Origin of the sequence: Halomonas sp. NCCP-2165 (assembly GCF_023708045.1) — a bacterium.
Taxonomy (GTDB): Bacteria; Pseudomonadota; Gammaproteobacteria; order Pseudomonadales; family Halomonadaceae; genus Bisbaumannia; species Bisbaumannia pacifica.
Genome location: NZ_BRCY01000047.1, coordinates 1 through 14,976, shown reverse-complemented (window position 1 = coordinate 14,976; position 14,976 = coordinate 1). Strand labels below are relative to the sequence as shown.

Below are 14,976 nucleotides of genomic sequence, written 5' to 3'. Positions count from 1 at the left end.
GGGCTGGGTGATCGCCTGCCAGGGGGCTCCCGCCTGCATGGCGTAATCGACGCTGCCATCCGGGGCGATCAACATGGCCAGGTCGATGGCCAGGTTGTCTCGCAGGCTGCTACCCAGCTCCTGGGTCAGCCAGTGGGGATCGAGTGCTGGGCGCAGGTGCACCTGCTCGTGGCTGATGTCCCAGAGGGCGTAGTCGAGGACCTGGCCCCCCAACTGGCGGCCGAGCTGTTCCAGTTGGGTCGCCAGGCGCGTCAGCTCGCGCTCGGCTTGCTGAGCATTCTGGGTCTGGGCCGACCACAGCAGCACCAGCAGGCTCAGGGTCAGGGCGGCCAGCACCAGCAGCACCAGCTGGCGCCGGATGCTCCGGTAGGCCCGGTCGATAAGGTGCAGTGGGGGGTCGAGACTCTCCGCCATGGGGGCGTGGCGCCTTCTGTCGTGGTGGTGGCCAGGCTCAGCGCTGGGCGGTATCCCGGGGCAGGCCGTCCGGGCCGGGGAGGTGCCAGCGGCCGAGCCAGGCCCGCATCACCCGCTCCGGATACCAGGTCTCGCCATGACTGCCGTTGTAGCGCACCAGGGCTCGCGTCACGTCGCCGTGTTCGGCGTCCAGGTAGTGGGCCAGGATGGTACAGCCATAGCGCAGGTTGAGCCAGGGATCGAGGAGGTCGTCCTGGGCGCGGCCCAGTTCGTCGACCCAGAAGGGCATCACCTGCATCAGGCCGCGGGCCCCGGCATGGGAGACCGCCTCCGCCTCGAAGGCGCTCTCCACCTGGATCACCGCCATCACCAGCGCCGGCGGGAGTCCCGCCAGGGTCGCCTCGTGATAGACCCGCTCCAGCAGCCGCCGGCGCAGGTCGGCGTCGCCGATAAAACGCGCCAGGCGCGGCTCCATGCGAGTGACCCATTGTCGGGCGGCCCAGATCGCCTCGGCGCTGCGGGGCGCCTCGATCACCGCCTCCAGGGTCTGGGTGAGGCTCGACGGCAGCCTGTCGGCCTGGGCCAGGGGCGCCAGCGAGAGACCCAGGCCCAGCAGCAGGGGCGCCAGGTGGCGCCCCCGGCGTCGCCTAGCGGCGAATGGCTTCGCCCAGGAAGTCGAACAGGCTGTCGGCGGGTACCATGGTGGCCTCTTCATCGCGGCGCCCCTTGTATTCGAGCTCACCCTTGTCGAGGCCACGATCGCCGATCACCAGGCGGTGCGGAATGCCGATCAGCTCCTGGTCGGCGAACTTGACCCCCGGCCGGGTATCGCGATCATCGAGTAACACATCGTAACCCCGGGCCGTGAGCTCAGTGTAGAGGCGTTCCGCCTCGTCGCGCACGCGCTGTGACTTATGCGCATTCATCGGTACGAGGACGATATGGAAGGGCGCGATGGCATCCGGCCAGATGATGCCATTGGCGTCGTGGTTCTGCTCGATGGCGGCGGCCACCACCCGGGTCACGCCGATGCCGTAGCAGCCCATCCAGGGGTGGGTGCCCTTGCCGTTCTCGCCAAGCACGGTGGCGTTCATCGCCTCGGAGTACTTCTTGCCCAGCTGGAAGACGTGACCCACCTCGATGCCGCGCTTGATGGACAGCGTCCCCTGGCCGTCCGGGGAGGGGTCGCCCTCCACCACGTTGCGCAGGTCGGCGACCTTGGGCAGGGGCAGGTCACGCTCCCAGTTGATGCCGAAGTAGTGCTTGCCGTCGACATTGGCGCCGGCGCCGAAGTCGCTCATCAGCGCCACCGAGCGGTCGATGACGATGGGCATGTCGAGGTTCACCGGGCCCAGGGAGCCGGGGCCGGCACCCGCCGCGGCGCGGATCTCTTCCTCGGTGGCCATGGTCAGGGGCTCGGCCACCTCGGGCAGGTGCTCGGCCTTGATCTCGTTGAGCTCGTGGTCGCCGCGCACCAGCAGGGCCACCAGGCCGCCCTCGCTGCCCTTGACCATCAGGGTCTTGAGGGTCTTCTCGATGGGCAGGCCGTGCTGCTCCACCAGGGCGGCGATGGTCTTGGCGTTGGGGGTGTCGACCAGGCGCAGCTCCTCGCCGGGGGCGGGGCGCTGGGCGTCGCTGCCCAGCGGCGCCGGCAGGGCCTCGGCCTTCTCGATATTGGCGGCGTAGTCGGAGTCGCTTGAGAAGACGATGGCGTCCTCGCCGGAGTCGGCCAGCACGTGGAACTCGTGGGAGCGGTCGCCGCCGATGGCGCCGGAGTCGGCCAGCACCGGGCGGAAGCCCAGGCCCAGGCGGGTGAAGATGCGCACATAGGCGTCGTACATGGCCTGGTAGGTCTGCTTCAGGGAATCTTCATCGATATGGAAGGAGTAGGCGTCCTTCATGATGAATTCCCGGGAGCGCATCACCCCGAAGCGCGGGCGGATCTCGTCGCGGAACTTGGTCTGGATCTGGTAGAAGTTGGCCGGCAGCTGCTTGTAGCTGTTGAGCTCGCGGCGCACCAGGTCGGTGATCACCTCTTCGTGGGTGGGGCCCACGCAGTAGTCGCGGTCGTGGCGATCCTTGAGGCGCAGCAGCTCGGGGCCATACTGCTCCCAGCGGCCCGACTCCTGCCACAGCTCGGCGGGCTGCACCGCCGGCATCAGCAGTTCCTGGGCGCCGGCCCGGTCCATTTCCTCGCGGACGATGCGCTCCACCTTGCGCAGGGTGCGCAGGCCCATCGGCAGCCAGGTGTAGAGGCCGGAGGTGAGGCGGCGGATCATTCCCGCCCGCAGCATCAGCTGGTGGCTGACCACCTCGGCGTCGTTGGGCGTTTCCTTGAGGGTGGACATCAGGAGTTCACTGGCGCGCATGGCTTGGGCGTATCCTTCGAAGCGTTAACAGGCGGGGCTGCGACTCGCAGCGTCTTTGCAGCGCATTGTACGGCAAGCCGGGGTGGCGGCAAAACGCCGGGTCGGGAGATGGGGCATGCTGAGGGGCGCTGGGGGCAGGTCGGAGCAAAGCGTCTTTTTCAGGGACGAAAAAGTCGAGCGTCCAGGGAGGGATTCACAGCGTCTTTGCGAGGGTCCGGCCTTCCGGGTGCCTGCCCCCGGGATAGCCCCGGGCCGCAAGAGAGGGCATGTTGACGGTTTAGCACTGCTGCCTCCGGCGACCCTCGGCTATTCCCGCGGTGATTCCTCGATAAGTTGCATAGCCTCGACGCCCAGGGCGAGGCGCTGCGTTTGCAGCGCCCAGTCATGGTAGTTGTTGACCTGGCCCTGCTCGCGCAGGGCGCGAATCAGCGCCAGGTCGAGGCGAGCCAGTTGCCAGCCCGGGGTGGCGTCCTCGCCCCGGGTGAGGATGCCATCCGGCGGGAAGCCGTGATCGCAGGGGGTGTAGATGGCGGCATGGCCGGTATTGATATCCACCGCCGGCGACCAGAGCGCCTCGCCCACGGTGGGGGCGTGGACGATGGCCACCTGCTGCTCGATGGCGCGGGCTTGGGCCGAGAGGCGCACCCGGTGGTAGCCGGCGGGGGTGTCGGTGCAGCTGGGCACCAGCAGCAGGTCGGCGCCGGCCTCGACCAGGGCCCGGGCCAGGTCGGGAAACTCGCTGTCATAGCAGATCAGCACGCCGAGCCGCCCCGCCGGGGTGTCGAAGAGGCGCAGGCCGTCGCCGGCGGAGACGCCCCAGTCGTCGTTCTCGAAACGGGTCATGATCTGCTTGTCCTGGTGGCCCAGGCTCCCGTCCGGGGTGATCAGCCAGGCCCGATTGACGTAGCGGCCATCGGCCAGGTGCCAGGGCAGCGACGGGGCGAGCAGGGTGACCTCATGTTGCATCGCCAGGCGCCGCCATACGGCCAGGGCATCGTCGCGCAGCGGCTGCAGCGCCTCGAGCTGGGCCGAAAGGTCGCCGATCACCGCCTCGGGCAGCAGGGAGGTGAGCTCCATGCCGCCATACTCGGGGAAGACCAGCAGGTCGGCGCCGCGGTCGGCGGCGTCCTTGACCCAGCGGCTCGCCTTGGCGACGAAGTCGTCGAAGTGGCGGAAGCGGTCGATGGGATACTGGGCGGCGGCCACCGTGATCGTCATGGGGTCAGCTCCTTGAGCCAGAAGACCATGGGCTTGTCGCTCTCCTCGGCCTCGCCGAGATCCTTCCAGGCGAAGGTGGTGGCGAGCTCGCCCCGGCGGCGGTAGCCACGGCTCGCCCAGAAACCGTGCAGGGGGCGATAGTCGGCGGGCTTGCGGGGGTGGTCGTCGGGGCGTTCCACGGCACAGAAGGCGGCGAGGGCGAAGCCCGCGTCCCGGGCATGGGCCTCCCGCTCGGCCATAAAGGCCTTGCCGATGCCGCGGCCCCGGTACTCGGGCAGCAGCAGCGACTCGCCATAGTAGAAGACCGTGGCGGGATCGAGGCCGGCGGCGGCGAAGGGGGCGCGGAACTCCGCCACCTCGTCGGCCAGGGGCTGGCCGGTGGCGGCGCCTACCAGCGCCTCGCCGTCGAGGGCCAGCACGAAGCGGCTGGCCGGGTTCTCGGCGTAGCGGCCCAGGTAGGCGGCCTCGTAGGCGGGATCGCCGTCGTAGAGGTAGGGGAAGTCGCGAAACACCCGGATGCGCAGCCCGGCGAGCGCCTCCAGGTAGGGGGCGATGGTCGGCCCCCGGCGGGTGGTCAAGGTCAGCCCGGTCATGACGCCTCTCTGCGGCCGGTGAAATGCCCGAACCCTAGCAGGCCGCGGGGCCGTCGCCAATTCTCGTGGCGACGCGAGACTAGGCCTTAGCGCCGCCAGGCATGCAGCCCCAGCATGGCCATTCCCGCCAGCAGGCCCCAGAAGGCGGCACCGATGCCCAGCAGGGTGACCCCGGAGGCGGTGAACAGACAGGTCACCAGGGCGGCGTCGCGCTGCTCGGGTTCGGCCATGGCGCCGGCCAGGCCGTTGCCGATGGTGCCCAGCAATGCCAGGCCGGCCAGGGCCATCACCAGCTCGGCGGGGAGGGCGGCGAACAGGGCGGTGACGGTGGCGCCGAAGATCCCCAGGGTCAGGTAGCCGATCCCGGCGGCGACCCCGGCGGTGTAGCGCCGGGCCGGGTCCTCGTGGGCCTCGCGGCCCAGGCAGACCGCGGCACTGATCGCCGCCAGGTTGAGGGCGAAGCCCCCGAAGGGCGCCAGGGCCAGGGTGGTGGCCCCGGTCCAGCCGATCAGCGGCGAGCTGGGGGCCGGGTAGCCGGCGGCCCGCAGCACCGTGATGCCGGGCAGGTTCTGGGTGGCCATGGTCACCACGAAGAGCGGGATGCCCACGCCGATCAGGGTCGAGAGCGCAAGGCTCGGCGCGGTGAAGACCGGCAGGGTCGGGGTCAGGGCGATGCCATCCAAGTGGAGCTGCCCCTGGACGGCGCTGATCGCCACCCCGGTGAGCAGCACCAGCACGATGGCGTAGCGGGGCAGGAAACGCCGGCCCAGGCCATAGGCCAGCAGCATGGCCAGGGGCAGCGGCCACTGGGTCTCGAAGGTGGCGAAGAGGTCGATGCCGAAGCGCAGCAGCACCCCGGCCAGCATGGCCGCGGCCAAAACCGGGGGAATGCGCTTGACCAGGGCGCCGAACAGGCCGGTGACGCCACACAGGGTGATCAGCGCCGCCGAGAAGAGGAAGGCGCCGATCGCCTCCTCCATGGGCACGCCGGGCAGGCTGGTGGCCAGCAGGGCGGCCCCGGGGGTCGACCAGGCGGTGAGCACCGGCATGCGGTAGCGCAGCGACAGCCCCAGGGAGGTCAGACCGGTGCCGATACCGAGCGCCCACAGCCAGGAGCCGATCTGCGCCTGGCTGGCGCCCGCCGCCTCGGCGGCCTGGAAGATGATCACCGCCGAGCTGCCGTAGCCCACCAGTACCGCCACCAGGCCGGCGGTGATGGTGGAGGGGCTGAGGTCGCGCCATAGCGAGCGGTGCGATGGCGCCAATCCTTGGGTCTGGGGTGTCATGGCCGGTGTCTCCTGAGGAGGGAAGCACTCCTCGTGCTGTGCGTTATAGCGTACAATTGGCGCCACCCTACCATTGTGCGTCATAACGCACAATGGGAATAACTCTCACTGGAGACGCTGATGCAGGAGATCGCCAACCATATCGCCACCCGGTTGCGTGGCCTGCGCAAGGCGCGGGGCTGGAGCCTCGACCGCGCGGCCCGGGCCACCGGCGTCAGCAAGGCGATGCTGGGGCAGATCGAGCGGGGCGAGTCGAGCCCCACGGTATCGACGCTATGGAAGATCGCCAGCGGTTTCGCGGTCTCCTTCTCGTCGCTGTTCGCCCCGCCGGGGACCGACGCCGAGGAGGGGCCGGCGGGTGAGGCTCGCTGGGGGCGCGATGCCGCGGGCATGCAGGCCCGGGTGCTCTTTCCCTTCGACCCGCTGCTGGGCTTCGAGATGTTCGAGATCGAGCTGGCCCCCGGGGCGGAGAGCGAGTCGTCGCCCCATGCCCGGGGGGTGGTGGAGCATATCGTGGTGGTCGAAGGCACCCTGGGATTGACCCTGGAAGGCGACGAGGCACGGCGCCTGGGGCCCGGCGAGGGGCTACGCTTTTACGCCGACCGTCACCACGTGATGCGCAACCTGGGCGAGGGACCGCTGCGCTTTCACGACGTCATCCACTACCTGCCGGGTGCCGCCTCGGGAGACGCCTCCGTATAAGGCGTATGGTGATTATCGTCGCCGCGCCAGTTCGCCCATTGCCGCCTCCAGCCCCGCCAGGCTCAGGGGATACATGCGATCCTCGATCAGCTCGCGGATCAGCCGGGTCGAGTGGGTCAACTCCCAGGCCCGGGACGGCATGGGATTGAGCCATACCAGGCGGGGGAAGGCGTCCACCAGGCGCCTGAGCCACACCGCCCCGGCCTCGTCGTTGAAGTGCTCGACGCTGCCGCCGGGGTGAGTGATCTCGTAGGGCGACATGGCCGCATCGCCGACGATCACCACCTGGTAGTCGCGCCCATAGGTATGCAGCAGGTCCAGGGTCGGGATGCGTTCGTCATGACGCCTGGCGTTATCTCGCCATAGGCCCTCATAGACGCAGTTATGGAAGTAGTAGGGCTCCAGGTGCTTGAACTCGGCCCGGGCCGCCGAGAAGAGCTCCTCGCAGGTGCGGATATGGTCGTCCATGGAGCCGCCCACATCGAGCAGCAGCAGCACCTTCACCGCGTTATGCCGCTCGGGGCGCATCTGTACGTTGAGCAGGCCGGCGTCCCGGGCCGTCTCGCGGATGGTGGCGTCCACGTCGAATTCCGCCGCGGCCCCCTGGCGGGCGAATTTCCGTAGCCGGCGCAGGGCCATCTTGATATTGCGGGTGCCGAGCTCCAAGGCGTCGTCGTAGTCGCGGAAGCGCCGCTCGTCCCACACCTTGGCGGCCCGGCGGTGGCGGGAGCCGTCCTGGCCGATGCGGATGCCCTCCGGGTGATAGCCGTAGGCGCCGAAGGGGCTGGTGCCGCCGGTGCCGATCCACTTGTTGCCCCCGGCGTGGCGCGCCTTCTGCTCTTCCAGGCGCCGCTTGAAGGTCTCGATCAGCGCCTCGAGCCCGCCCAGGGACTCGATCTTCGCCTTCTCTTCCTCCGTGAGCCGCTTCTCGAACTCCCGGCGCAGCCAGTCGTCGGGGATCAGCGCCTCGATGGCGGCATCGAGAGTCTCGAGGCCCGCGAACCAGGCGGCGAAGGCGCGATCGAAGCGGTCGAAGTGGCGCTCGTCCTTGACCATGACGGTGCGCGCCACCCGGTAGAAGGCCTCCAGATCGGCGAACACCACGCCGCGTTCCACCACCGCGTGGAGGTCGAGCAGCTCGCGCAGGGAGACCGGCACCCCGGCGCGCTTGAGGGTCTCGAACAGGCCGATAAACATCGTTTACCTGCCTTGCCGGCGCAGCATAAAGGCCAGCCGTTCCAGCAGCTGGGTATCCTGCTCGTTCTTGACCAGGGCCCCGGCCAGCGGCGGGATCGCCTTGACCGGGTCACGATCATAGAGCGCCTCCCGGGCCAGGTCGTCGGCCATCAACAGCTTCAGCCAGTCGACCAGTTCCGAGGTGGAGGGCTTCTTCTTGAGCCCCGGGGCCTGGCGCAGCTCGAAGAACACCTCCAGGGCCTCGCCGACCAGCTTCGGCGCGATCTCCGGGAAGTGCACGTCGACGATGGCCCGCATGGTCTCCCGGTCGGGGAACTCGATGTAGTGGAAGAAGCAGCGGCGCAGGAAGGCGTCGGGGAGCTCCTTCTCGTTGTTGGAGGTGATGACGATGATCGGCCGGTGCCTGGCCTGGATGGTCTCCCCGGTCTCGTAGACATGGAAGGCCATGCGGTCGAGCTCCTGGAGCAGGTCGTTGGGGAACTCGATATCCGCCTTGTCGATCTCGTCGATCAGCAGGACCACTCGCTCGTCCGCGGTAAAGGCCTCCCACAGCTTGCCGGGCTTGATGTAGTTGGCGACGTGCTCGACGCCTTCCACGCCCAGTTGGGAGTCGCGCAAGCGGCTCACCGCGTCGTATTCGTAGAGGCCCTGGGCCGCCTTGGTGGTGGACTTGATATGCCAGGTGATCAGCCGGGTGTTCAGGGCGGCCGCCAGCTCCTCGGCCAGCAAGGTCTTGCCGGTGCCCGGCTCGCCCTTGATCAGCAGGGGGCGTTCCAGGGTCACGGCGGCATTGACCGCCTGCTTGAGGGCCTCGGTGGCCACATAGGTGGAGGTTCCCGCGAATGCCATGGCTGTCTCGCTCGTCGAAAGGGTCACTGAAGATCAAACAAGTGTACGGAAGGCGGCGGAGGGGAACAATCGACAAAAGGGCCCCGCCAGGATGGCGGGGCCGCAGGAGAGGGGGCGAGAGAGCGGTGAGAAAGGGCGGCGAGAGAGGGCGGCGAGAGAGGGCAGTGGAAGGCGCGGATCAGTCCCGATAGGCCTCCACCAGGATCGCCGGGTCCTGCTCGGCGTGGCCGCGTTTGGCGTGGGCGCGCATCAACTGGGCGGCCAGGCCGCTCATCGGGGTGGCGCTGCCGGCACGCTGGCTCTGGGCCACCGCCATGTCCAGATCCTTGAGTAGGGTACGCAGGTGCCAGGGCGGGTTGGCGAAGTCGCCGGCCGCCATGCGCGGGGTGAGGATCTGGAACGGCTTGGAGTCGGCGAAGCCGCCGGAGAGCGCCTCGGTCAGGCGCGTGGCGTCCACGCCGCTGGCCTCGGCGAGCGCCACCATCTCGGCCAGCACCGCCGCCTGGCAGCCTACCACCATCTGGTTGCATACCTTGGTGACCTGGCCCGCGCCCACCGGGCCCATATGGGTGACCCGGGCGGCCAGCGGCGCCATCAGCGGTCGGCAGGCGTCGACCGCGTCGGCGTCGCCGCCACACATGATGGCCAGGCTGCCCGCCTCGGCGCCGGCCACGCCGCCGGAGACCGGGGCGTCCACCCAGTCCATGCCGCAGGCGGCCGCGAGGCGGGCCGCGAAGTCGCGGGTCGCCGCCGGGTCGCTACTGGAGAAGTCGATCAGCCGCTGCCCAGGGCGGCCATGGGCAGCCACGCCCTCCTCGCCGAAGACCACCGACTCCACCACATCGGTATTGGCCAGGCAGAGCATGATCACGTCGACCTCGGCGACCAGCTCGGCGATGGAGGCGGCGAGACGGGCGCCGGCCTCGCCTAGCGGCTCGGCCTTGGCGGGAGAGCGGTTCCAGACGGTGACATCGAAGCCGGCCGCCAGCAGGCGGCGGGTCATGGGGTCGCCCATCAGGCCGATGCCGATAAAGCCGAGGCGGGGGTGCGTCATCAGGGAATCTCCGGCGGGATAAGGTGCCGGCAATAATGCGTTATGGAAAGCCTTTCCATCAACATCATGGGTGGATGGATGTCCCGACAGGGGGATTAAGAGAGTGCCGATTTACATAGGCTTATGCCTAAAGGCAGGAAATATCACCAGAGATAAGGACGATGATAGAGTGATGCACAAGGATGAGGCAGATCGAGTAGAGAAAGCCCCTTAGTGGTGCGGCGCCGTGAGCCTGGGGGCAGCACCAGACTGAGTATGGCATGGAGGTTGTTTTTTAACTGATTGATAGTAAAGAAATTGTAGAGAGGGTGGCATGGATTTCGAATAGGTAATCATAGCCAGATGCCTCGGCTGAGAAAACCGGTCGAAGGGCAAGGAAGAAATTACGGGATCGACGCGGGGCGTCCGAGAGCAATAACAACGAGAAGAGAGTGACGAGTCGCAACATCGTCGGATAATGGCGATACACAGAGTGAGCTGGCGTGCTCCACCTGGCCTCCTTCGGGGGGCCTTTTTTATGCGTATCTTATTCTTGTTGTTGCCGCGACGCTTTTTATGGTGGCTCTTGTTGTTATTGATTGTCTTCGCGCTATGCCGTGCATCATGACAGCCTGAGCGGTGCGAACAATCCGACTTTGGTGGAGGGCAGCGATGAGGCTCGTCAATCTCTTTGCCTCGCCAGCCGAGGCGCTCCCCGAGGAAATCGTCGACGTCCTGGCCCGGGGCCAGGACGTGCGGGTAGAGCGTATCGTCTCCCGGGGACACGTTTCCGGCTGGTACGATCAGGCCGATCACGAATGGGTCGCCTTGCTGGCCGGTGAGGCGCGCCTGGAGTTCGAGGACGGCGAGAACCGCCAGCTGTTGCCGGGCGACCATCTGCTGATCCCCGCCCATCGTCGCCATCGCGTGGCCTGGACGACGCCGGAGTGCGACAGCATCTGGCTGGCGGTGCATTATCGGGCGGCGTCGGTCGAGGGCCGCCCGGCTTGAAGATACCTGCCTCGGCCTCCATCTCCTGGGTTATCACCTCGAGGAGACTCCCATGTCCGATGCCCTGACCCTGGGTTGCCCCCATTGCCATGCCGTCAATCGCGTTAGCCGGGCGCGCCTGAGCGATGCGCCACGCTGCGGCAAGTGCAAGCAACCGCTGTTCACCGGCGAACCGGTGGCGCTGACCGCCGAAAACTTCTCCGCCCTGGTGGCGCGCAGCGAGCTGCCGGTGGTGGTGGACTTCTGGGCCGGCTGGTGCGGCCCCTGCCAGATGATGGCGCCGATCTTCGCCCAGGTCACCCGGGAGCTGGAGCCGCGCATGCGCTTCGCCAAGCTGGATACCGAGGCGCAGCAGGCCCTGGCCGGACGCTTCGGCATCCGCAGCATTCCCACCCTGATGGTATTCCGCGAGGGTCGCGAGTTGGCGCGCCAGGCTGGGGTGATGCAGCCGGCCCAACTGGCCCAGTGGCTCAGGCCGCATCTGGCTTGACGGGCCACGGAGGCCATTGGCGTCGGGCCGTCTCCAGCGTTGGCGAGGGCGGCCCGACGCATACCGAGATGCCTTATCGAGGGCGATCCGGCGAAGCTTGGCACTTTGGCGATCATGCTGACCGAGGAGAACGACATTGCTGACGCAGGCCTTGGCCAGTGGCAATTGACCGACCGAGAAAGGACCAGTAGGGCGTCGGCGTTACCTGTCTGGAATCGATGCCAATCAGCCCTCTTTCAGCTTCTTTCCTGCCAGTCGTTTACCTGTTGTGTATCGCTTCTAAAGCACATGACACGCGTCGTTTTATCACGTTATCGATAGATACCGTAGGGCAGCTAGCCTCTCGTTACTCTTCCTAATCATGCTGATGATCCCCGAGATGACGGTGCATCAGGAAATGCATGCCGAGACAGAGTGCCAGGGGCAGCAATAGCCAGGCTCCGCTGGCCAGCGATTGGCCGCGCCACATGAAGAGCAGCACGGCGCCTCCCATTAGCATCAGGCAGGCGGTCATCATCCATTTATGAAGCGCCCTGACATGTGGTGATGGTGCCTTCTGCGGCTCGATCTTTTTTGTGGGGCGTTTGGGGGGATGTGGCTGTGTCATAAGAGGTCGCCTTTGTCTTAGGACTGAGACGATTGGGCAGCAGTCGATGGCTCGCGGTGGGATTGCTCGCGGGCGTAGCGCCGCTTGAGGCGCAGCGAGTTGCCGATCACCGACAGCGAGCTGGTGGTCATGGCGATCACCCCGATCATCGGGTGCAGCAGGCCGATGGCGGCGATGGGGATGGCGGCCACGTTATAGGCGCTGGCCCAGATCAGGTTCTGGACGATCTTGCCGAAAGTGGCCTGAGACAGATGCATGGCATCCACCACCCCGGTGAGCTCGCCGCGCACCAGGGTCACGTCTGCCGCCTCGATGGCCACGTCGGCGCCTGCGCCGATGGCGATGCCCACGTTGGCCTGCTTGAGCGCCGCGGCGTCGTTGATGCCGTCGCCGACCATGGCCACGTGGTTGCCGTGCTTCTCCTGAAGCGCGCGGATGGCCTCGACCTTGCCTTCCGGAAGCACGCCTGCCTGGACCTCGTCGATGCCCACCTCGTCTGCCACGGCGTGGGCGGCGCGTTCATTGTCGCCGGTGATCATCACCACGTGCAGGCCGAGGTCGTGCATGCCGCGAATGGCCTCCACCGACTCCTGCTTGAGGGTATCGGCCACCGCGACCAGCCCCAGCGCCCGGCCGTTGGCGGCGACGATCACCACGGTGCGACCCTTGCCCTCGAGCTCGCCCATGGCGTCGTCCAGGGCCTCGAGGCCGGTCACGCCCTCCTCCTCGAGCAGGCGTCGGTTGCCGATCAGAACGCTCTCCTCGCCGACCTTGCCCGAGACGCCGCGCGCCCCAGTGGAGCGGAACTCGCTGACCTCGCCGGGTTTCACGTCGCGCTCCCGGGCACCGTCGACGATGGCCCGGGCGATGGGGTGCTCAGAGGCATTCTCCACGCTGCCCGCCAGGGTGAGCAGGTGGCTCTCATCGCTGCCCTCGGCGGTCACCACCTCGGTGAGCCTGGGCTCGCCCCGGGTGATGGTGCCGGTCTTGTCGAGCACCATCACCTTGACATCCTTGAAGGTCTGGATCGCCTCACCGGAGCGGATCAGGATGCCGCGCTCGGCGCCGATGCCGGAACCGACCATCAGCGCCGTGGGGGTGGCCAGGCCCAGGGCGCAGGGGCAGGCGATGACCAGCACGGCGATGGCGGCGAGTATCGCCAGCACCGGCGTGGCGGCCCCGGGGGTCACCCAGGGCAGGAAGCCGGCGCCCCAGTCGAGGATCGGCCGCAAGGCTTCCGGGAACAGCGCCCAGGCCGCGAGGCTCGCCAGGGCGATGGCCAGGACCGCCGGCACGAATCGTCCGGTCATGCGATCGGCGAACTCCTGGATGGGCACCCGTGAGCCCTGCGCCTGGTCGATCAGGCGCACCACCTGGGAGAGGAAGGTGTCACCACCGACCCGGGTCGCCTTGACCCGCAGGCGTCCCTCCTTGTTGAGGGTGGCACCGATCACCTCGTCGCCGGCGCTCTTGTAGACCGGTATCGATTCACCGGTGGCGATGGACTCGTCCAGGTGGCTCTCGCCCTCGACCACCTCCCCGTCGGTGGGAATCTTGTCGCCCGGTCGCACGATCATGATGTCTCCGGTGGCTAGCTCCTTCACCGGCACCTCGACCTCCTCGCCATCGCGCTCCACCCGCGCGGTCTTGGCGCCCAGGGTCAGCAGGCGGCGGATGGCCTGGGAGGCGCGCCCCTTGGCCAGGACCTCCAGATAGCGGCCCAGTAGGTGGAAGGTCATGATGGTGGCGGCCATCTCGATGAACGAGGTCATCGGATAGACGAAGCCGACCAGACCGATCAGGTAGGGCGGCAGGCTGCCCATCGAGATCAGCACGTCCATGTTGAAGGTGCCGTTCTTCAGCGAGCGCCAGCTCGATCGATGGGTGGCGGCCCCGCCCTGGAGGAACACCACCGGGAAGGCCAGCACGGCGATGATGGCGAGATACCCCGGGATCGGCTGCCAGAACATGTGCGGCATCATCAGCAGCATGATCAGAGTGGTGGGCACGGCGGCGATGATCAGCCGCTTGCGGGCCTGGCTCAGATAGGCTTCCTCGATCTCGGCGTCGCTGTCGGCGTCCTCCGCCTCGTCGCTCTGCACGGCAGCCACGTCATAGCCGGCGCCCTCGACGGCTTCCTTCAACATGTCGCTGTCGGGCCCACCTTCATCGAGCGTCACGCTGATATGGTGGTTGGCAATATTGGTCTGGATATCGCCCACGCCATCGAGGCGTTCGAGTGTCTTGCGCACGATGCCGGCACAGTGGTCCGAGCCCATGCCGGGGACCGTTAGGGTGATCGTTCTTGTCGCGGTGTCTCTCATCGCGTATCTCCTGCTGGAGAAGCCGAAGGGGCGGACCTTCTGTGGCTGCCCGGACGTTCTGGCGCTTCAATCGAAGTGATTCAGTGATGCTCGTCGTGGCCGTCTGGATCGACACCACCCTCCGGGTTCGCCTGTTGCAGCTGCTGACGTTGTTCGTCGGTCATGAGGTCATGCATGGCATTTCGCATGCGCACCATCTCGGACAGCATCTCCCCGTGCAACTCGGCCATACGAGCATGGTGTTCCTGCACGGCCGCCGGGTCGGGGCGCTCCTGGTGCATCTCCGCCATCAGGTCATCGCGCAGGTTCATCAGGCGTCCCATACGCTCGAACTGTGCCGGGCGATGTTCCTGCATCAGTTCACGCATCACGTCGCGCTGCTCCGACTCGAGCATCTCCTGCATCATGCCCATGCCGGCGTCGCCCATCATCGGGCATGGCATGGTCCCGCCGCCCATCATTCCACGCATCATGCCGGGGCCCATGCCACCCTGACCACCCATCATTCCCCTCATCATGTCGGGGCCCATGCCGCCCTGGCCGCCACCCATCATTCCCCTCATCATGTCGGGCCCCATGCCACCCTGGCTGCCGTTGCCACCCATCATGCCGCTTCCCTGACCGAACTGATTGGTCGGCATGCTCTGAGCGAGGACAACACCGGTACCACTGGCACCGAGTACCAGGGCGAGTCCGAGGGCGAGAGTCTGCTGGCGAATTTCCATGATCGTTCTCCTCAAGCTATTGAGCCGATTCGGGATGAGCCGTCCCGGCTTTCTCGGAGACCCGTTGGTTTGAGTCAGGCCGCCTTCTTGGCCTGACCCTGTTGCTCATAATACAGCGCTTCTCGCTCGGCCGGTGGCATGTTGCCGATCGGCTCCAA

General features: G+C 67.3%; 15 protein-coding genes. 3 read left to right on the top strand and 12 right to left on the bottom strand.

The window, feature by feature from the left end; genetic code table 11:
* The 6 genes from NFU04_RS15890 to NFU04_RS15865 form a co-directional block, all read right to left on the bottom strand.
* The coding region (locus NFU04_RS15890; RefSeq protein WP_251310386.1) for a hypothetical protein at positions 1–414 on the bottom strand (414 nt) is incomplete at its 3' end.
* A 37-nt stretch (positions 415–451) separates the two neighbouring features.
* Positions 452–1,129 (bottom strand): transglycosylase SLT domain-containing protein, encoded by a 678-nt coding sequence (locus NFU04_RS15885; protein ID WP_251310385.1) that lies wholly within the window; start codon positions 1,127–1,129, stop codon positions 452–454.
* The gene (locus NFU04_RS15880; protein WP_251310384.1) at positions 1,062–2,783 is read right to left on the bottom strand and encodes a proline--tRNA ligase; all 1,722 of its coding nucleotides are present in this window, start codon (positions 2,781–2,783) and stop codon (positions 1,062–1,064) included. The genes NFU04_RS15885 and NFU04_RS15880 overlap by 68 nt, the downstream gene beginning before the upstream one ends.
* 306 nt (positions 2,784–3,089) lie before the next feature.
* Positions 3,090–4,001, bottom strand: coding sequence for a carbon-nitrogen hydrolase family protein (locus tag NFU04_RS15875; protein WP_251310383.1), 912 nt, complete (start codon positions 3,999–4,001; stop codon positions 3,090–3,092).
* Positions 3,998–4,594 carry a GNAT family N-acetyltransferase gene (locus NFU04_RS15870; RefSeq protein ID WP_251310382.1) on the bottom strand — a complete coding sequence of 199 codons (597 nt, stop codon included), beginning with the start codon at positions 4,592–4,594 and terminating at the stop codon, positions 3,998–4,000. The genes NFU04_RS15875 and NFU04_RS15870 overlap by 4 nt, the downstream gene beginning before the upstream one ends.
* Before the next feature lie 86 nt (positions 4,595–4,680).
* The gene (locus NFU04_RS15865) at positions 4,681–5,880 is read right to left on the bottom strand and encodes a benzoate/H(+) symporter BenE family transporter (RefSeq protein ID WP_251310381.1); all 1,200 of its coding nucleotides are present in this window, start codon (positions 5,878–5,880) and stop codon (positions 4,681–4,683) included.
* 120 nt (positions 5,881–6,000) lie between these two features.
* Between NFU04_RS15865 and NFU04_RS15860 the strand changes: the two genes are divergently transcribed.
* Positions 6,001–6,582, top strand: coding sequence for a helix-turn-helix domain-containing protein (locus tag NFU04_RS15860; protein WP_251310380.1), 582 nt, complete (start codon positions 6,001–6,003; stop codon positions 6,580–6,582).
* A 12-nt stretch (positions 6,583–6,594) separates the two neighbouring features.
* On the opposite strand, the gene NFU04_RS15855 is transcribed toward NFU04_RS15860, so the two are convergent.
* From NFU04_RS15855 to NFU04_RS15845, 3 genes are all read right to left on the bottom strand, one after another.
* Positions 6,595–7,779: a vWA domain-containing protein gene (locus tag NFU04_RS15855; RefSeq protein WP_251310379.1), complete on the bottom strand. Its 1,185-nt coding sequence runs from the start codon at positions 7,777–7,779 to the stop codon at positions 6,595–6,597.
* Between the two features lie 3 nt (positions 7,780–7,782).
* Positions 7,783–8,628 (bottom strand): AAA family ATPase, encoded by an 846-nt coding sequence (locus tag NFU04_RS15850; protein ID WP_251310378.1) that lies wholly within the window; start codon positions 8,626–8,628, stop codon positions 7,783–7,785.
* A gap of 178 nt (positions 8,629–8,806) precedes the next feature.
* Entirely contained in the window at positions 8,807–9,682 is an 876-nt protein-coding gene (locus NFU04_RS15845) for an NAD(P)-dependent oxidoreductase (protein WP_146802076.1), read from the bottom strand.
* A gap of 651 nt (positions 9,683–10,333) precedes the next feature.
* Here NFU04_RS15845 and NFU04_RS15840 point away from each other — a divergent pair.
* Together NFU04_RS15840 and trxC are read left to right on the top strand one after the other, a co-directional pair.
* Positions 10,334–10,672, top strand: a complete 339-nt coding sequence (locus NFU04_RS15840) for a cupin domain-containing protein (protein WP_146802077.1) — start codon at positions 10,334–10,336, stop codon at positions 10,670–10,672.
* A gap of 52 nt (positions 10,673–10,724) precedes the next feature.
* Positions 10,725–11,162 carry a thioredoxin TrxC gene (trxC, locus tag NFU04_RS15835; protein ID WP_251310377.1) on the top strand — a complete coding sequence of 146 codons (438 nt, stop codon included), beginning with the start codon at positions 10,725–10,727 and terminating at the stop codon, positions 11,160–11,162.
* A 355-nt stretch (positions 11,163–11,517) separates the two neighbouring features.
* Here the strand turns inward: trxC and NFU04_RS15830 are convergent, their stop codons facing one another.
* From NFU04_RS15830 to NFU04_RS15820, 3 genes are all read right to left on the bottom strand, one after another.
* The gene (locus tag NFU04_RS15830; protein WP_198057710.1) at positions 11,518–11,769 is read right to left on the bottom strand and encodes a hypothetical protein; all 252 of its coding nucleotides are present in this window, start codon (positions 11,767–11,769) and stop codon (positions 11,518–11,520) included.
* Positions 11,770–11,786: 17 nt separating this feature from the next.
* Positions 11,787–14,093 carry a heavy metal translocating P-type ATPase gene (locus NFU04_RS15825; RefSeq protein ID WP_146802080.1) on the bottom strand — a complete coding sequence of 769 codons (2,307 nt, stop codon included), beginning with the start codon at positions 14,091–14,093 and terminating at the stop codon, positions 11,787–11,789.
* 80 nt (positions 14,094–14,173) lie between these two features.
* A complete protein-coding gene (locus NFU04_RS15820; RefSeq protein WP_198057711.1) occupies positions 14,174–14,818 on the bottom strand; it encodes a Spy/CpxP family protein refolding chaperone in 645 nt (214 codons plus the stop codon).
* Positions 14,819–14,976 lie beyond the last annotated feature (158 nt).

Coding starts and splice junctions, on each gene's coding strand:
- NFU04_RS15855 (WP_251310379.1), bottom strand. CDS start 7,779: ATGTTTATCGGCCTGTTCGAGACCCTCAAGCGCGCCGGGGTGCCGGTC.
- NFU04_RS15875 (WP_251310383.1), bottom strand. CDS start 4,001: ATGACGATCACGGTGGCCGCCGCCCAGTATCCCATCGACCGCTTCCGC.
- NFU04_RS15840 (WP_146802077.1), top strand. CDS start 10,334: ATGAGGCTCGTCAATCTCTTTGCCTCGCCAGCCGAGGCGCTCCCCGAG.
- NFU04_RS15880 (WP_251310384.1), bottom strand. CDS start 2,783: ATGCGCGCCAGTGAACTCCTGATGTCCACCCTCAAGGAAACGCCCAAC.
- NFU04_RS15830 (WP_198057710.1), bottom strand. CDS start 11,769: ATGACACAGCCACATCCCCCCAAACGCCCCACAAAAAAGATCGAGCCG.
- NFU04_RS15820 (WP_198057711.1), bottom strand. CDS start 14,818: ATGGAAATTCGCCAGCAGACTCTCGCCCTCGGACTCGCCCTGGTACTC.
- trxC (WP_251310377.1), top strand. CDS start 10,725: ATGTCCGATGCCCTGACCCTGGGTTGCCCCCATTGCCATGCCGTCAAT.
- NFU04_RS15860 (WP_251310380.1), top strand. CDS start 6,001: ATGCAGGAGATCGCCAACCATATCGCCACCCGGTTGCGTGGCCTGCGC.
- NFU04_RS15870 (WP_251310382.1), bottom strand. CDS start 4,594: ATGACCGGGCTGACCTTGACCACCCGCCGGGGGCCGACCATCGCCCCC.
- NFU04_RS15865 (WP_251310381.1), bottom strand. CDS start 5,880: ATGACACCCCAGACCCAAGGATTGGCGCCATCGCACCGCTCGCTATGG.
- NFU04_RS15825 (WP_146802080.1), bottom strand. CDS start 14,093: ATGAGAGACACCGCGACAAGAACGATCACCCTAACGGTCCCCGGCATG.
- NFU04_RS15885 (WP_251310385.1), bottom strand. CDS start 1,129: ATGAAGAGGCCACCATGGTACCCGCCGACAGCCTGTTCGACTTCCTGG.
- NFU04_RS15850 (WP_251310378.1), bottom strand. CDS start 8,628: ATGGCATTCGCGGGAACCTCCACCTATGTGGCCACCGAGGCCCTCAAG.
- NFU04_RS15845 (WP_146802076.1), bottom strand. CDS start 9,682: ATGACGCACCCCCGCCTCGGCTTTATCGGCATCGGCCTGATGGGCGAC.